This is a genomic window from Methylovorus mays (assembly GCF_020531915.1).
In the GTDB taxonomy this organism is placed as follows: domain Bacteria; phylum Pseudomonadota; class Gammaproteobacteria; order Burkholderiales; family Methylophilaceae; genus Methylovorus; species Methylovorus mays.
The window spans coordinates 187,014-202,315 of sequence record NZ_JAJAVG010000006.1 but is presented as its reverse complement, the minus strand read 5'-3'; the positions used below and the strand labels follow the sequence as shown (position 1 = coordinate 202,315).

Below are 15,302 nucleotides of genomic sequence, written 5' to 3'. Positions count from 1 at the left end.
ATCATAACGTTCCGTAGGAGTGCAGGCCGGACAGGAACATATTGACGCCGAGGAAGGCAAAGGTCGTGACCAGCAAACCCACCAACGCCCACCAGGCCAGCATGCTGCCGCGCAAGCCCTTGACCAGGCGCAAGTGCAACCAGGCAGCATAATTCAGCCACACGATCAGCGCCCAGGTTTCCTTCGGGTCCCATGACCAATAGCCGCCCCAGGCTTCCGCCGCCCACATGGCACCCAGAATGGTCGCAATGGTGAAGAAGGCAAAACCAACGGCAATCGCCTTGTACATCACGTCATCCAGCACTTCTAGCTTGGGCAGGCGCGATGCCAGAATGCCACGCTCGGCCAGCAAGTATGCGCTACCCACCATCGCTGCCAGCGAGAAGGCGCCATAACCAATAAAGTTGGCCGGTACGTGAATTTTCATCCAGTAGGATTGCAAGGCAGGCACCAGCGGCTGAATGGCATTGGCCTGACGATCGAAGGTGTACCAGAGTATGAAGCCTACCGCCGCGTTAATCACCAGCAAGACAAAACCACCCAGCTGGCGGGTTTCGTAGCGCCGCTCATAGTAAAGGTACAAAAGTGCCGTAATCAGGCAGAACAGCACAAACACTTCATACAGATTGCTGATCGGGATATGGCCGACATCCGGGGCGATCAGATAAGACTCATACCAGCGCACCATCAGGCCGACAAAGCCCATCAGCACGGCGGCCCAGGTCAGACTGGTCGCGACCTTGCCGGAGAACTCGGAACGGCGGAACAAGGCAAACCAGTAAGTCAGCATGGCCAGCACAAACAGCACATTCATCCACATGATGGCAGACTGGCTGGAGATAAGGAATTTCAACAGGAAGGCATGGTCAGCCCGCGCCAGATCAGCCTGATAGAGCTGAATGGCAAACAGGCTGATAATGCCGATGCCAATGATCAGGAGGCGCATGGGCTTCCACTGCCAGCCCAGATAACTGAAGCCGAGTGCGGCACCAATCAGAAAGGTTTTTTCGTAGGCATCCATGTAAGCGCCATACTGCTGATACGCAAACAGGGCTCCTGCACAGAGGATGAGCGCATACAGCCAATCCTGCCAGCGCAAACGCTTCAGCAGCGGTTGAGGGTGATCTTCAAACAAAATGGTATTCATGGTTTTTCCTGACCTTGGCTAGATAGCATGCGCTATTCGCTTTGCAACAATCGACGCAACTGTTCGCGGTACTGCTCGAACTCCATATCCAGATCGCGATTCTTGCGATTGGCAGACATGGTAAACAACACTTCATGAGTGGGTTTGATCAACATCCAGATACGACGTTCCCGGATATAGATCATGGCAAAAATGCCCAGCACCAACAATACGGACCCACCATACACCAGATTCTTGCCGGGAGAGCGTGTCAGTTGCAAACCACTGGCCTGACGTTGCTGGAATTCATCCAGCTGCAAATAGAACGGTGCGCCATAAAAGAAAAGATCACTCATGGCATTCAGGCTCTCCTGCAGAAATATCTGCGTATTGGAATCAAGCTCACCGGCCTTGAGTCCAGCACGCTCAAGGCCCAGCTTGTAAGCCTCGAGCGTCGCACCAGAGATGATTTTCAGATAGGTCTGCGCCGCTTTTTCGCGTTGCGGCTCGGGCACAGCATCTTCAATCATCTTGGCAATCCGCGTGTAGCCACCTGCATCAAAGCCTTGCAGCAACTGCACTACACTCGCCTGGAATTTTTTGCGCATGTCAGGATCGGCTTTGTCGCCCATGGCATCCTGAGTAAAGCGACGCGCAATTTCCTCGTGCAGGGAGGGATCAAACATGGTGGCCCGCAACCGCATGAATCCTTGCAAGCTGTAATCTTCATCCGCAGGAATACGCAGGTACTTCAACTCATCCTGTGGCGTTGCGCGCATGCCGGTGACGAAATAGCGACGGCCATCCAGCTGCAAAGGCTGCATGTAGCTCACATACTCGCGTGCCTGACCTTGGGCATCGCGCACCTTGTACGTGATGTTGGGGCCGACATTATGTGGCTTGCCCTTGCCATCGGGAGACAAATTAAGAATGTTGAACAACCTGAAATCGTTGAATTCAACTTTCAGAGCCTGATCGCCCTCACCCAAGGTCACGTTCTTGAATATATTGCTTTGCACTTTGATCGGCTGATCATTGGCACCAAACAAACCATACGCATTGAAGTCGAGCTTGGTTCCACCATCCTGAAAATCGGACTGGTAAATGGCAATGCCTTTGTAGATCAGCGGGTGATTGACACTAATGGTATGCGCCAATGGCTCCTTGAGGTCAGGATCAATAATCAGGAGATCACTCTCGAAGGACTTGGGCTGACCGGTAGCGTAATGCTCAATGCGGAACTGCTTCAGCTGAATGCGAAATGGCAGCTCCTGCACCAGATAACCATCGCGGATGCGCATGAAAGACACATTGGAGCTGGCACCTTCCGGCAGGGTCATATTGGCGCGGAAAGACAAATTGCGCACGGACAAGCGGCTGATGGCAGGCACTTCATTCTCAGGAATATCCAGCGTTTCGACCTTTTTGTAGCCGAGCAGCTCCTGCACCTTGAAGGGCACGTTGCCATCAATCAGGCCACCCACACAAATGACGACGATGGCCGTGTGCGTCAGGATATAACCCAGGCGCTGATAGCTGCCTGCCTTGGCGGCAATCAGCTCGCTGCCATCGGCTTGCTGTACGGTTTTGAAGCGAAAACCACGCTGCCCTAAAAACTGAACGATACGCGCACGCGCCTCGGCAGTAGCGGCGACGGTATAAGAAGCACGGTGACCGAATGCTCGCAGGGATTTTTCTGTCGCGCCCTCACGGTAGGCACGCAACTCCCGCAGCATCAGCGGGCTATTACGATAAATACAGAGACTGGTCGACAGCACCAGGAACACCAGTATCACCAGAAACCAGACGCTGTGGTATACGTCATACAAGCCCAGCTTTTCGAACAGATCAAACCAGAACTGGCCGAACTTGATCACATAATTGGGATAGGGCTCGTTCTGCTTGAGCACCGTACCGATGATAGACGCGATCCCCAATACGGTAAGCAGGCTCACGGCAAAACGCATGGAGCTCAACAGCTCGTATAGTCGGCGGGAATTGGAGGACTGAGGCTTCAAGGCGTAATCAATCTGAAATAGTTCGTTTAGGACAAACAAGACTGGCAGGAGTTGCCAAAAAAGTTAAGGGTGGCTGCAAGCCACCCTTAACTTTTAAAACATCTATTGAACCAGCCCCGATGGGACTAGCTTAGTGCAGACCCTGAATATAGTCAGCAACAGCCGCCATATCGCTATCACTCAGCTTGGCAGCGACCATGCGCATCATCTTGGCAGCATCATTGGCACGTTCGCCAGCACGGAATGCCTTCAACTGGGTCACGGTGTAATCGGCATGTTGACCGGCCAGACGTGGGAACTGCACAGGAATGCCAGCACCAGCAGGACCGTGGCAGGAAGCACAGGCTGGAACGCCTACGCCAGGAATACCGCCCTTGAAGATTTTTTCACCGACAGAACCAGCACCATTGCTTTTGGCGGTGCCTTGTTTAGGAGCCTGCGAACCGAAGTATGCACCCAGGTTGCTCATGTCTTCAGGGGTGAGGTTGGCCACCATACCAGCCATGATGGGGTTCTTACGATCGCCAGCCTTGAAGTTGGTGAGTTGCTTGGTAATGTATTCCGGATGCTGACCTGCCAGCTTGGGGTACATAGGCACCATGCTATTGCCATCCGCACCGTGACAGGCCGCACAGACGGTGGTCGCTGTCGCAGCGCCCTTGCTGGCATCCCCTGCGGCAAAGGCAGAAATGGCGGTCATTGAGCCCAGGGCAAGCACCGCAATGTGACGGAAATTCATATCCAGCTCCTCAAACAATACTACTGATTTAAATATGGTTAAACATTAGCCACGCATTTTATCCAAATTTACGTTATCGTGGTAGCATTTTTGCCCCTTGCCGTACTTGAATAAGCCCCTATCTATGCCATTGTTTCAAAACGCCACATTCCATATCTCTGCTCATCACCTGAGTGACTTGCCCCCGCCATTCGGCATCGAGGTCGCTTTTGCTGGCCGCTCAAATGCTGGGAAGTCAAGCGCACTCAACACCATGGCGAATCATAATCGCCTGGCTTTTGTGAGTAAGCAGCCAGGCCGCACCCAACTGATCAACTTCTTTAGTCTGGGGGGAGATCGTTTTCTGGTGGACTTGCCCGGATACGGCTACGCCAAAGTCCCAGAGAGTATGCGCAAGCATTGGCAAATGACGTTATCCAACTACCTGAGCCACCGTTCATCCTTATATGGCCTGGTATTGGTAATGGATAGCCGCCACCCTTTGACTCCACTGGACCGGCAAATGCTGGACTGGTTTGGTCCCAGCGGCAAGCCAATTCATGTGCTGCTGACCAAGTCGGACAAACTATCCAGAAGTGCCGCCATGCTGACTCTGAATGCCGTGCGCAAAGAGCTGAATACCACTTGGGGCAACTGCTCGGTACAGCTATTTTCCAGCCTGAAAAAACAGGGTGTGGAAGAAGCCGAAGCCGTCATCGGCAAATGGCTGTTCCCGCCACAGGATCACTCAACGGAAGAGCCGTCCGAGAGCCCTGCGGGGTAAAGCCTTATTTACGGGTGAAGATGATGTCCCAGACGCCGTGGCCCAGCTTGATGCCACGGTTTTCAAACTTGGTTAAAGGCCGGTAATCCGGCTTCTCTGCATACGTATCCGCCGTATTCTGCAATTGCGGCTCCCCCTGCAACACTTCGAGCACCCACTCTGCGTACTCCTGCCAATCTGTCGCCACATGCAGATACGCACCGGCTTTAAGCTTGCTGCACAGCAGTTGCACAAAAGCCGCCTGGATCAAACGACGTTTGTGATGGCGCTTTTTATGCCAGGGATCCGGGAAGAAAATATGCACGCCATCCAGGCTGGCATCCGGGATCATGTGCTGCAACACCTCGACAGCATCATGCTGGATCACCCGGATATTCTCCAGATGCATTTCGCCCACCAGCTTGAGCAGGCTGCCTACGCCGGGGGTGTGCACTTCCACGCCTATAAAGTCACGATCGGGTTGTAACTGGGCGATTTTTGCGGTGCTATCCCCCATACCAAAGCCGATCTCGAGAATTTTTGGACTCTCCGCGCGGCCAAATACCTGATCAAGCGCGATGGGTTCCGGCTGATACGCGATGCCATAAACAGGGAGCCACTGCTCCAGCGCCTTGCGCTGCCCTTCGGTCAGGCGGCCCTGACGCAACACAAAGCTGCGAATGGGGCGATGCCTGGGATTATCCTGCTCCTGCGCTGGCAGCTCATGTTCTTTATGTTCCATACCGGTCACAATGCAACGTACGTTAAACCGCCATTATAACGGAGGGGGCATGGCGCCCCAGCGGGAATTTGGATTACAGGGTATGTCGTTTGTCGCCGCGGCCAAAGCCACGCAAAGGCTCATCAACACCGCGCCCGACAGCGATCACCTTGAATAGCTCCCCCATCTCCGCCGGGGAAAGCAACTTTTGAGCAGCCGAAGCGAGCGGTGCATAGGCTGCCATGTCATGCGGAGACACCTCGGCAAGATACTCCGTAATACCGCAGTTGATGAGAAATTGCGCCTGACTGGCATAGCCCATGACATTCAGGCCTTGTTGCATGGCAGATTCGGCAATCCGGGTGAAATCCACATGCGCCGTAATATCCTGCAAGCCGGGATATAAAAAAGGATCCGTATGTGCATGGTGGCGATAGTGGCACATCAGCGTGCCTTGCTGTCGCTGCGGATGGTAATACTCATGCCGCGGAAACCCATAATCAATCAGCAGCAAAACGCCCTGCTGCAACATGCTGGCAAGGCTGCCAAGAAGTCCCCCTGCCGCCAGGCAGATTTCAGTCGTATAAGACTCAGGCAAATGGGTCTGGCTGAATGCTGCGTTGATCAAAGCATCGGCTGGCCGATCAACCCACTGCAACTCACCCTCCTCCGAAAGCCCAACACCTCGTTGCAACATACCTCCGGCCTGCTGGTGAACAATATGCACAGGTAAGGCATCAAGCACTTCATTTCCAAGCACCAGCCCTGAAAATTCGGCAGGTAAACGATCCAGCCAGCCTACGCGTTGCATCAAATGGGATGGCAAAACTTTCTGCAAGTAATCCTTCTGCACCTGCCGCAAGTGAGCGCTTATCTCCAGAATGCGGTATTGTGATGGCAACTGCTGCAGGCGCTCCAGTTCCATCAGCAAATCCGCCGCCAAACGGCCACTGCCAGCGCCTAGCTCAAGCACATCCCCATGTGTTGCCCGGAGTATCTCGGCAGCCTGCATGGCGAGCGTACGGGCAAACAGTGGGGAAAGCTCGGGAGCTGTCACAAAATCCCCTGCCGGACCGAACTTTTTGGAGCCGGCACTGTAATATCCAAGGCTTGGTGCATACAGCACCAATTCCATGTATTGTGCAAAGTCCAGCCAGCCGCCCGCCTCTGCAATATGCCTGCCAATATGCAGCTTCAATTGCTGACTGTGGGCAGCCGCGTCGGCGTCTGGTGTTGGTAATGAATTGATCATGATAGCTCGGCATTATAAACAGCACTGGGCACTATTTCGGAAACTGGCGTGAATTCAAATCTTAACGACAAAGTAGTATTGATTACCGGAGGAGCCAAGCGCGTAGGCGCCTCCATTTGCCGCTTGCTGCATGCGGGCGGCGCCAAACTGATGATTCATTACCGCAGCTCCGGCGCCGAAGCACGCGCTCTGCAGGCGGAGCTCAATCTGCAACGTCCCAACTCAGTCGCCATCATTCAGGCCGACTTGCTGAACATTGCCGTCCTCCCGAGCCTGATTCAGGAAACCATCAAGCAATTTGGCAAGCTGGATGTGCTGATCAACAATGCCTCCAGCTACTATGCAACAGAGCTCGGGCAAATCAGTGAAGAGGCCTGGACTGATCTTCTTGGCTCCAACTTGAAAGCCCCTCTCTTTCTATCGCAAGCGGCCGCGCCTGAGCTGCGCAAGAACAGCGGTTGCATCATCAACATCACCGACATGCATGTCGAAAGACCCAAAAAAGGCTACATCGTCTACAGCGTCGCCAAAGCCGGTTTGGTCACCCTGACAAAATCCCTCGCCCATGAGCTGGGGCCCGAAGTCCGCGTGAATGCCGTAGCTCCCGGCCCAGTATTGTGGCCAGAAGATAACCCGCAGTTCGACGAAGTCTATCGACAACGCGTCATCTCACAGACGCTGCTGAAGCGCATTGGCGAAGGCGACGACGTAGCGAAGGCTGTCCGCTTCCTGATTCAGGATGCCCCGTTTGTCACCGGCCATGTGATGGCGATTGATGGCGGACGTTCGCTTAACCTCTAAGCATGCATCAAATCGAAACGCATACTTTATAATAGCCGCATGAAACATTACCCCGACAACGTCTCCGCCAACTTCCTGAGGTTGCGCAACAGCCTGATTAGCGCCACTGGCAAAGCCATTGGCGATTACAACATGATTGAAGACGGCGATACCGTGCTGGTCTGCATGAGCGGCGGCAAGGATTCGCATGCCATGCTGATGCTGTTGCTGGCGCTGCAGGAACGCGCGCCTGTTGATTTCAAGCTGATCGCCATGAATCTTGATCAGAAGCAACCCAACTTCCCAGAAGACGTGCTGCCAACCTACCTGGAAAAGCTGGGGGTGGAATACCGCATCGTCGAGGCTGACACCTATTCCATCGTGAAGGAAAAAATCCCCGAAGGCAAAACCACCTGCTCGCTGTGCTCACGCCTGCGCCGCGGCATTATCTACAGCACAGCCAAAGCGCTCGGGGCTAACAAAATCGCCCTGGGCCACCATCGGGACGACATTGTGCAGACCCTGTTCCTTAACATGTTTTTCGGCTCCAAGCTCAAGGCCATGCCTCCCAAGCTCAGTACCAACCGGGGGGAATTCATGGTGATCCGCCCGCTGGCCTATTGCGCCGAGAAAGACATTGCTGCCTACGCCAGAGGCATGGAGTTCCCGATTATTCCTTGCGACCTGTGTGGTTCCCAGGAAAATCTGCAACGCCAAAAAATCAAAGACATGTTGAATGCATGGGAGCGTGAACAGCCCGGCCGCATCAATAATATCTTCCGCGCCATTACCAATGTCGAGCCATCGCATCTGGCAGACACCGATCTCTATGATTTCAAAGGCCTGACTAGTGCATCGCTGGAAGATGAAGACCCTTTGTTTGGCGACATCGCCAAGGAAGACCAGCCTGCACTCGCCATGGCAAGCCAGGACGGCACACGCATCGAGTTTCGTCGTCCGGAAAATCGAATGAGTGCTGCCACCGAAAGCTGATCAGGGACAAGCCAGCCATTTTGCGGACTTGCCGACGGGTAGATAAAAGTTGCAAAATAGTGGCGAGACAAGCCGTTGACACGCGACTTTCCTTGTCTAGTCACGGATTTACTCTTATTATCTGCCACTCTTGCCATCGTCTGCGCCCACGTCAATGTCCAAACTGCTGATTGTTGAATCACCATCAAAAGCCAAAACCCTGAAAAAATATCTGGGTAGCGACTTTGAGGTCCTTGCCTCCTATGGGCACGTGCGTGACCTGATTCCCAAGAATGGCGCCGTGGATCCGGAAAATGACTACGCCATGAAATACGAAGTCATCGACCGCAACTCCAAGCATGTCGATGCCATCGCCAAGGCAGTGCGGGCTTCTGATGCCATCTACCTCGCAACCGACCCGGACCGCGAAGGTGAAGCCATCTCCTGGCATATTGCCGAAATACTGAAAGACAAAAAGCTGATCAAAGACAAACTGATCAAGCGCGTGGTCTTTCATGAAATCACCAAAACCGCCGTACAGAATGCGATTGCCAGCCCGCGCGATATCTCCATGCCGCTGGTCAATGCACAGCAAGCACGCCGCGCCCTGGATTATCTGGTGGGCTTCAATCTGTCGCCCCTGCTGTGGAAAAAGATTCGTCGCGGCCTCTCTGCTGGCCGCGTGCAGAGCCCAGCCTTGCGCCTGATTGTTGAGCGCGAGCTTGAGATTGAAGCCTTCAAGAGCCAGGAATACTGGACCATCCACCTGGAGTCCAAGAAGCACCAGCACCTGTTTGACGCACGACTGGTGCAGCTGGATGGCACCAAGGTCGAACAGTTCACGGTGACCAATGAAACGCAGCAGGCCGAAATCGTGGGCAAATTATTGCTCGCCAGCGCAGGCAAAACCACAGTCAGCCGGGTAGAGAAGAAACAGAAAAACCGCAGCCCGGCAGCGCCTTTCACGACATCCACCCTGCAACAGGAAGCCGTGCGCAAACTGGGGTTCACCACCAGCCGCGCCATGCGCATTGCGCAGCAGCTGTATGAAGGTATTGACGTTGGCAATGGCACTGTCGGTCTGATCACCTACATGCGTACCGATAGTTTCAGCATGGCCGCCGAGGCCGTCATGCAGATTCGTGACTACATCAAGCGCAACTTCGAGGCAGATTATCTGCCGAAGTCGCCCATCATGTACAAGACCAAAGCCAAGAACGCTCAGGAAGCGCACGAAGCGATACGTCCGACCGATATCACCCGCACGCCACAAAGCCTGAAAAACTACCTGACCCCAGAGCAATTCCGCCTTTATGAAATGATCTGGAAGCGCGCCCTTGCCTGCCAGATGGCCCCTGCCAAGTTTGATGCCGTTAGCGTCGATCTGGCGGTGGGTTCCGATGCCAACCTGTTCCGTGCCACCGGTCAAACCATGATTTTCCCTGGCTTTATTGCCGTGTACATGGAAGGCCAGGACGATGCAGAGGAAGAGGCTGAAGCCAAACTGCCGCATCTGGAAACCGGTGAAGTGCTGGACGTGAACAAGATTTTCGGCGACCAGCATTTCACCGAACCACCGCCACGCTATTCTGAAGCCAGCCTGGTGAAGGTGCTGGAAGAGTATGGCATTGGCCGCCCCTCCACCTACGCCAGCATTATCTCCACCCTGCAGGATAGAGAGTATGTGCTGCTGGACAAGAAACGCTTTACACCAACCGACGTCGGTCGCGTCGTCAATAAATTCCTGACCGAGCATTTCACCCGCTATGTAGATTACGGCTTTACTGCCAATCTCGAAAATGAGCTGGATGATATTGCCGAAGGCGAACGTGAATGGGTGCCAGTACTGGATGAGTTCTGGCAAGGCTTTAACAAGCAATTGCTTGAAAAAGCCAATATTGATCGCGCGGAAATCACCCAGGAAGATATTGGTGAGCCTTGCCCCAAATGCGGCAAGCCATTGCACTCCCGTCTCGGCCGTTTCGGCAAGTTCATAGGCTGCTCCGGCTATCCTGAGTGTGACTACATCCGCAATACGGGCAGCAACGCGGCCGCGAGCAGCGAGCCCGTGGTCATGGGCCACGATCCGGCAAGCGACAAGGACATCCTGCTACTGAACGGCCCCTATGGCCCTTATCTGCAACTGGGCCTGCCAGAAGAAGGCAGCAAAAAGAAACCCAAGCGCGTCAGCATTCCCAAAGAAATTCCGCTGGCGAATGTGGACCTGGAAGTCGCCATGAAGCTGATCGCCTTGCCGCGCGATCTGGGCCAACACCCAGAAACCGGCAAAAAGATCGTTGCCAATATTGGCCGCTTTGGACCTTATGTAAATCATGACGGCAAATTCAAGTCGATTCCTCGCTCTGACAGCGTGTTCGACATTGATCTGCCGCGAGCAGTTGAGCTGCTGGCCCAGGCCAAATCCGGCCCGGCACCAATCAAGGACCTGGGCAAGCATCCCACCGAAGAGGGCAATATCGAAGTCTATGCTGGCCGCTACGGACCCTATGTACAGCATGGCAAGTTACGCGCCACATTGCCAAGCAGCGAGGCGCCAGAAGATCTGACCATGGAAGAAGCCCTGGCATTACTGGCAGCCAAAGCGGCCAAGGAAGCCCCTGCAAAAAAACCGGCTGCCAAAAAGAAAACCACCGCTACCAAAAAGCCTGCGGCAAAGAAAACCGCCACCAAGAAACCAGCAACCCGCACCAAGAAAACCGCCGCTACCGAAAGCTAACGCTGTTCAGTCGCAGGCGCTTCCTAAGGTGTGGAGTCGCCGCACACCACATGACGACGCCTGATGTCGACCAACGGCTTTATTCCGTTGCCTCGCATTCGATGTTCTTGCATCTCCATAGTTAAAAACATCTGCCCAATAAAAAACCCCATCTTGCGATGGGGTTAGCCGGCACTACACAGCGGCTTTGCGCCGCTCTTATAAACGCTAACTCATGTGGCGGGATACGTTGCTGCTCTCTATCCATTTGCGAATACGTTGTGCATCACCAATCCGCGAGTATTTTCCATAGGAATCCAGCAGCACGATAATCATCGGCTGACCGGCAATTTCTGCCTGCATCACCAGACAGCGACCTGCTTCATTGATAAATCCAGTTTTGGAAAGACCGATCACCCAGTCGCTATTGCGCACCAATACGTTGGTATTCACGAAATTGATTGGATTGCGCAGCCCATTCACTGGCACTTCCTGAGAAGCAGACGTGCTGACTTGGCGGATTTCAGGATATTGATACGCGGCACGCACCATCTTGACCAGATCTTCTGCAGTCGACACATTGGCGCTGTTAAGGCCGGTAGGATCAACAAACTGACTATGGGTCATGCCCAGCATGGAAGCCTTGGCATTCATGGCCCGAATAAATGCTGTCAGGCCACCAGGGTAGTTGCGGCCGAGTGCCGAGGCGGCACGATTCTCTGACGACATCAGTGCCAGATGCAGCATTTCAGCGCGCGTCAACATGGTACCCAGACGCAATCGCGAGCTGGTACCTTTCAATGTATCCACATCTCCCTCGTTGATGGTCAATACTTCGTCCATTGGCAAATGCGCATCAAGCATGACCATGGCGGTCATCAGTTTGGTGACAGATGCAATTGGTGTTGCCTGATCCACGCTTTTTGCATACAGCACTTCACCGGTTTCCTGATTGACAATCAACGCCTTGGAAGAAGCGAGTTGCAGATTGGCAGGATGGTCTTCCTGAAAAACGCCGGGATGGTAAGCAGCCTTCTGAACCTGATATTTGCGGTCAGCACGAATGGTACGGATAATCTTGCGGCTACTAACTTTGGTTTTGGCTGGCTTGGATTTCGCCACAACACGTTTGCTGGATTTATGCGTAGTCGCGGCTTCAACCACGAGAGGAGGCATGGACAGGGTGAACGCCGTCATCATAATAAGAAAATTTCGTAACATTGCGGCCTGTCCTTCTAAAACGATTAGCTGGATATTATCCAAATAATCACAATTTGTCATCAAGATAGCGAAGATTCTTTATGCGGTTGTTTAGCTATCCAGCGCAGATTTTAGCCTTCGCAAAATTCAGCGCGTCCCGGCTGCCGAAGCCCCTCCGCTTATGCGAAAATAGCCCATATCCATACTAACGGCCCGATATCATGAAAATTAAGGACAATCTGCATTATTCTGCCGAACATCTGTGGGTAGCCCCCACGGAGCAAGCCGGGATATTTAATGCCGGCATTACGGATTATGCTCAGGATCTATTGGGCGATATTGTATATGTAGAAGCCCCGCAGCCAGGGAGTGAACTCAAGGCGGGGGAAGCGTGCGGACTGGTTGAGTCCGTCAAGACCGGCTCAGACCTGCATGCGCCACTTGATGGTGTAGTACTTGCCATCAATGCCGATCTGCAAGGCACGCCGGAGCTCATCAATGACAAGCCTTATGATGCGTGGATATTCCAGTTCAGGGCACATAATGCAGGCGACCTGGACAAACTACTGGATGCAGCTGGCTATCAGGCGCAGCTGGGCGAATAAGCGCGAAGCTGAATATCCCCACCATGAATAAAAACGGCCCCTGATGGGGCCGTTTTTATTCGGATTTACTAACAGTCAAGCTGATCAGTTTCAGCCTGACCTGCTCAGCCAGCTCTTGCGTCAACTTGTTTTGCAAGTCAGGGATCAATTGATCCAGACTTTCTGTCAGAACTTTGTTGATCGTTGACCGGATAAGCGGCAACACCTCATCCAGCAATGCTTCATATGACGCTGTCGTAGCCGCCCCCGGCATCGACAACGCCTGCTGCTGCATGCTTTCCGGCTTTACTTGCACGGTAGAGCCTACGTAGACATCGGTGAGCATGGGGATTTCGGATGCCTCCACCGGGTCGACAGCAGGCATCCCTGCCTGTTGCGTCAGCAAGCTGATACGACCAAGCACAGCCGCCAGATCATCTCTTGGGCGATTAACCGGTTCCATTACAAAGCTGCTCCATTTTCGTCAAAGGTTCGAATCTCATATCCACGGTCGCGGTAAAAGCGATACCTTACCCGCGCTTGTGCCTTGTCTGCTTCATCCTTGCCCACAATCTCGATCAGTCGACGAAACCGGCTGAAAAATGGGGGATGCTGAGGCTGCAGGTTAATCAGCACATCGTCGTGTATCAGTGGCTCACCTTTAAAGTCCAGCACGACAGGGGTTTCCGGCGCAAGAGGGTGCTGGGCGCGGCAATGCGGCAAAAAACTCAGGGCCGATCCGCTCCATAACACCCGTTCCAGTTCGGAAAGCACCGCTTCGTCAGGGCCGAACACCATCATGCGTCGCCCTTTGGACACCGCACGCTGGCTAAGCTCTGCCACCTTGTCGAGCTTGTTGCCTACGTTAAAGAAAAATTCGATGCGGGTCATGCGGATTACTTGGCAGCCCGCTTCACCAGAAACTCGGTCAGCAATGGCACTGGACGGCCCGTACCGCCTTTGTCCTTGCCAGATTTCCAGGCCGTACCGGCGATATCCAGATGGGCCCACTCGTATTTTTTGGTGAAACGCGACAGGAAGCAGGCCGCAGTGATGCTGCCGCCTGCACGGCCACCGATATTCGCCATATCGGCAAAGTTGCTGTCCAGCTGCGGCTGGTAATCTTCCCACAACGGCATGTGCCAGGCACGGTCGTGTGCCGTTTCACCTGCTGCCAACAACTCTTGTGCCAGCTTGTCATTGTTACTGAACAAGCCACTGGCATGATGACCAAGGGCAATCACGCAAGCGCCGGTCAGCGTGGCGATATCGACCACGGCGGCTGGCTCAAAGCGTTCAGCATAGGTCAGCGCATCACACAGAATCAGGCGGCCTTCGGCATCGGTGTTCAATACCTCAATGGTCTGGCCAGACATGCTGGTCAATACATCACCGGGCTTGATGGCGGTGCCGTCCGGCATGTTTTCGCAGGTCGGGATTACGCCCACGACGTTCAGCGGCAAATCCATTTCTGCAATCGCCTTGAAAGTACCTAACACACTGGCTGCGCCGCACATGTCGTATTTCATTTCATCCATTTCGGCGCCGGGCTTGATGGAGATGCCACCGGTATCAAACGTGATGCCTTTGCCAACCAGCACGACAGGCTTCTGGCTCTTCTTGCCCTTTTTGTGCTGCAGCACAATCAGTTTAGGTGGTTGCGCACTGCCCTGCGCCACGCCGAGGAAGGAGCCCATGCCCAGCTTGGCGATCTGGTCGCGATCCAATATTTCAACCTGCAAACCATATTGCTTGCCCATCGCCTTGGCCTGATCGGCAAGGTAAGTAGGCGTACATATGTTTGGCGGCAGGTTGCCCAGATCCTTGGTCAGGCTCACACCCGCGGCCAATGCCAGGCCTTGCTTGAGACCGCTCTCAGCCAGCTTGCCTTCCGACTTTTCGATAAAGGCCACGGCCACCTTGGCAACACGCTTGGCGGATTTTGCCTTTTCTTCCTGTGCTGCCTTGCCCTTCATGACATCAAACCGATAATCCACGTCCTGCCCGATCTCTGCGATCTGAGCTGATTTCCATGCCGCATCCTGTTTTTTGACCGGCAAATCGGCCAGATAGGTGCTGGCGCTCTTGACGCTGGTACCACTCAACGCCTTGAACGAGGCACGCACCGCCTGACGATATTCGCGCTCCTTGAATTCAGTTGCCTTGCCTAGGCCAACCAGCAATACGCGATCACTGGCGATACCAGGCACACTATGCAGCATCAGGCAGGAACCCAGCTTGCCGTCGAGATCGCCGCGCGCCAGTACCGTGGTCAGATAACCTTCGGCAGCACGATCCAGTACCACCGCGGCCTCACTCAATTTGCGCGTATCAAATACACCCACGACGATGCAATCACTACGTTGCTTTTCCGGATTGCCGGTTTTTATGCTAAATTCCATTCCAAGTTATCCTTTTTATTAAGCTTCTTTTGATTATCCTGCGTTTTCGC

14 protein-coding genes are annotated in these 15,302 nt (G+C 53.9%); 5 read left to right on the top strand and 9 right to left on the bottom strand.

Going from position 1 to position 15,302, the window contains the following annotated elements; genetic code table 11:
* Nucleotide 1 precedes the first annotated feature (1 nt).
* The 3 genes from ccsB to LG203_RS08445 form a co-directional block, all read right to left on the bottom strand.
* The gene (ccsB, locus tag LG203_RS08455) at nucleotides 2-1,147 is read right to left on the bottom strand and encodes a c-type cytochrome biogenesis protein CcsB (protein ID WP_230345371.1); all 1,146 of its coding nucleotides are present in this window, start codon (nucleotides 1,145-1,147) and stop codon (nucleotides 2-4) included.
* 32 nt (nucleotides 1,148-1,179) lie between these two features.
* Entirely contained in the window at nucleotides 1,180-3,093 is a 1,914-nt protein-coding gene (locus LG203_RS08450) for a cytochrome c biogenesis protein ResB (RefSeq protein WP_230345404.1), read from the bottom strand.
* A gap of 181 nt (nucleotides 3,094-3,274) precedes the next feature.
* Nucleotides 3,275-3,883 carry a c-type cytochrome gene (locus LG203_RS08445; protein WP_230336334.1) on the bottom strand — a complete coding sequence of 203 codons (609 nt, stop codon included), beginning with the start codon at nucleotides 3,881-3,883 and terminating at the stop codon, nucleotides 3,275-3,277.
* 124 nt (nucleotides 3,884-4,007) lie between these two features.
* On the opposite strand from LG203_RS08445, the gene yihA reads away from it, so the two are divergent.
* Nucleotides 4,008-4,646 carry a ribosome biogenesis GTP-binding protein YihA/YsxC gene (gene yihA, locus LG203_RS08440; RefSeq protein ID WP_230345370.1) on the top strand — a complete coding sequence of 213 codons (639 nt, stop codon included), beginning with the start codon at nucleotides 4,008-4,010 and terminating at the stop codon, nucleotides 4,644-4,646.
* Between the two features lie 4 nt (nucleotides 4,647-4,650).
* On the opposite strand, the gene trmB is transcribed toward yihA, so the two are convergent.
* Nucleotides 4,651-5,367 carry a tRNA (guanosine(46)-N7)-methyltransferase TrmB gene (gene trmB, locus LG203_RS08435; RefSeq protein ID WP_230345369.1) on the bottom strand — a complete coding sequence of 239 codons (717 nt, stop codon included), beginning with the start codon at nucleotides 5,365-5,367 and terminating at the stop codon, nucleotides 4,651-4,653.
* Between the two features lie 73 nt (nucleotides 5,368-5,440).
* Nucleotides 5,441-6,598 (bottom strand): class I SAM-dependent methyltransferase, encoded by a 1,158-nt coding sequence (locus LG203_RS08430; protein ID WP_230345368.1) that lies wholly within the window; start codon nucleotides 6,596-6,598, stop codon nucleotides 5,441-5,443.
* A gap of 48 nt (nucleotides 6,599-6,646) precedes the next feature.
* Here LG203_RS08430 and LG203_RS08425 point away from each other — a divergent pair, with 48 nt between their 5' ends.
* From LG203_RS08425 to topA, 3 genes are all read left to right on the top strand, one after another.
* Nucleotides 6,647-7,399, top strand: a complete 753-nt coding sequence (locus tag LG203_RS08425) for a pteridine reductase (RefSeq protein ID WP_230345367.1) — start codon at nucleotides 6,647-6,649, stop codon at nucleotides 7,397-7,399.
* Nucleotides 7,400-7,438: 39 nt separating this feature from the next.
* Nucleotides 7,439-8,371: a tRNA 2-thiocytidine(32) synthetase TtcA gene (ttcA, locus tag LG203_RS08420; protein WP_230345366.1), complete on the top strand. Its 933-nt coding sequence runs from the start codon at nucleotides 7,439-7,441 to the stop codon at nucleotides 8,369-8,371.
* A 154-nt stretch (nucleotides 8,372-8,525) separates the two neighbouring features.
* Nucleotides 8,526-11,087, top strand: coding sequence for a type I DNA topoisomerase (topA, locus tag LG203_RS08415; protein WP_230345365.1), 2,562 nt, complete (start codon nucleotides 8,526-8,528; stop codon nucleotides 11,085-11,087).
* A 207-nt stretch (nucleotides 11,088-11,294) separates the two neighbouring features.
* Here the strand turns inward: topA and pbpG are convergent, their stop codons facing one another.
* On the bottom strand, nucleotides 11,295-12,287 hold the full coding sequence (gene pbpG / locus LG203_RS08410) for a D-alanyl-D-alanine endopeptidase (RefSeq protein WP_230345364.1): 993 nt from the start codon (nucleotides 12,285-12,287) through the stop codon (nucleotides 11,295-11,297).
* 200 nt (nucleotides 12,288-12,487) lie between these two features.
* Here pbpG and gcvH point away from each other — a divergent pair, with 200 nt between their 5' ends.
* Nucleotides 12,488-12,871, top strand: a complete 384-nt coding sequence (gene gcvH / locus LG203_RS08405; protein ID WP_230345363.1) for a glycine cleavage system protein GcvH — start codon at nucleotides 12,488-12,490, stop codon at nucleotides 12,869-12,871.
* Between the two features lie 55 nt (nucleotides 12,872-12,926).
* Here the strand turns inward: gcvH and LG203_RS08400 are convergent, their stop codons facing one another.
* From LG203_RS08400 to LG203_RS08390, 3 genes are read right to left on the bottom strand one after another with little or no spacing between them, the layout of a single operon-like run.
* Nucleotides 12,927-13,313, bottom strand: coding sequence for a hypothetical protein (locus LG203_RS08400; RefSeq protein ID WP_230345362.1), 387 nt, complete (start codon nucleotides 13,311-13,313; stop codon nucleotides 12,927-12,929).
* Nucleotides 13,313-13,741, bottom strand: a complete 429-nt coding sequence (locus LG203_RS08395) for a DNA polymerase III subunit chi (RefSeq protein ID WP_230345361.1) — start codon at nucleotides 13,739-13,741, stop codon at nucleotides 13,313-13,315. Before LG203_RS08395 ends, LG203_RS08400 begins: the two co-directional genes overlap by 1 nt.
* 5 nt (nucleotides 13,742-13,746) lie before the next feature.
* The gene (locus tag LG203_RS08390) at nucleotides 13,747-15,252 is read right to left on the bottom strand and encodes a leucyl aminopeptidase (protein ID WP_230345360.1); all 1,506 of its coding nucleotides are present in this window, start codon (nucleotides 15,250-15,252) and stop codon (nucleotides 13,747-13,749) included.
* Between the last annotated feature and the right edge of the window lie 50 nt (nucleotides 15,253-15,302).

What these genes read in the sequence shown, in the direction of transcription:
- LG203_RS08390 (WP_230345360.1), bottom strand. Translation starts at nt 15,252, where the DNA reads ATGGAATTTAGCATAAAAACCGGCAATCCGGAAAAGCAACGTAGTGAT.
- ccsB (WP_230345371.1), bottom strand. Translation starts at nt 1,147, where the DNA reads ATGAATACCATTTTGTTTGAAGATCACCCTCAACCGCTGCTGAAGCGT.
- pbpG (WP_230345364.1), bottom strand. Translation starts at nt 12,287, where the DNA reads ATGTTACGAAATTTTCTTATTATGATGACGGCGTTCACCCTGTCCATG.
- topA (WP_230345365.1), top strand. Translation starts at nt 8,526, where the DNA reads ATGTCCAAACTGCTGATTGTTGAATCACCATCAAAAGCCAAAACCCTG.
- ttcA (WP_230345366.1), top strand. Translation starts at nt 7,439, where the DNA reads ATGAAACATTACCCCGACAACGTCTCCGCCAACTTCCTGAGGTTGCGC.
- LG203_RS08395 (WP_230345361.1), bottom strand. Translation starts at nt 13,741, where the DNA reads ATGACCCGCATCGAATTTTTCTTTAACGTAGGCAACAAGCTCGACAAG.
- yihA (WP_230345370.1), top strand. Translation starts at nt 4,008, where the DNA reads ATGCCATTGTTTCAAAACGCCACATTCCATATCTCTGCTCATCACCTG.
- LG203_RS08450 (WP_230345404.1), bottom strand. Translation starts at nt 3,093, where the DNA reads ATGCGTTTTGCCGTGAGCCTGCTTACCGTATTGGGGATCGCGTCTATC.
- trmB (WP_230345369.1), bottom strand. Translation starts at nt 5,367, where the DNA reads ATGGAACATAAAGAACATGAGCTGCCAGCGCAGGAGCAGGATAATCCC.
- LG203_RS08445 (WP_230336334.1), bottom strand. Translation starts at nt 3,883, where the DNA reads ATGAATTTCCGTCACATTGCGGTGCTTGCCCTGGGCTCAATGACCGCC.
- LG203_RS08400 (WP_230345362.1), bottom strand. Translation starts at nt 13,313, where the DNA reads ATGGAACCGGTTAATCGCCCAAGAGATGATCTGGCGGCTGTGCTTGGT.
- gcvH (WP_230345363.1), top strand. Translation starts at nt 12,488, where the DNA reads ATGAAAATTAAGGACAATCTGCATTATTCTGCCGAACATCTGTGGGTA.
- LG203_RS08430 (WP_230345368.1), bottom strand. Translation starts at nt 6,598, where the DNA reads ATGATCAATTCATTACCAACACCAGACGCCGACGCGGCTGCCCACAGT.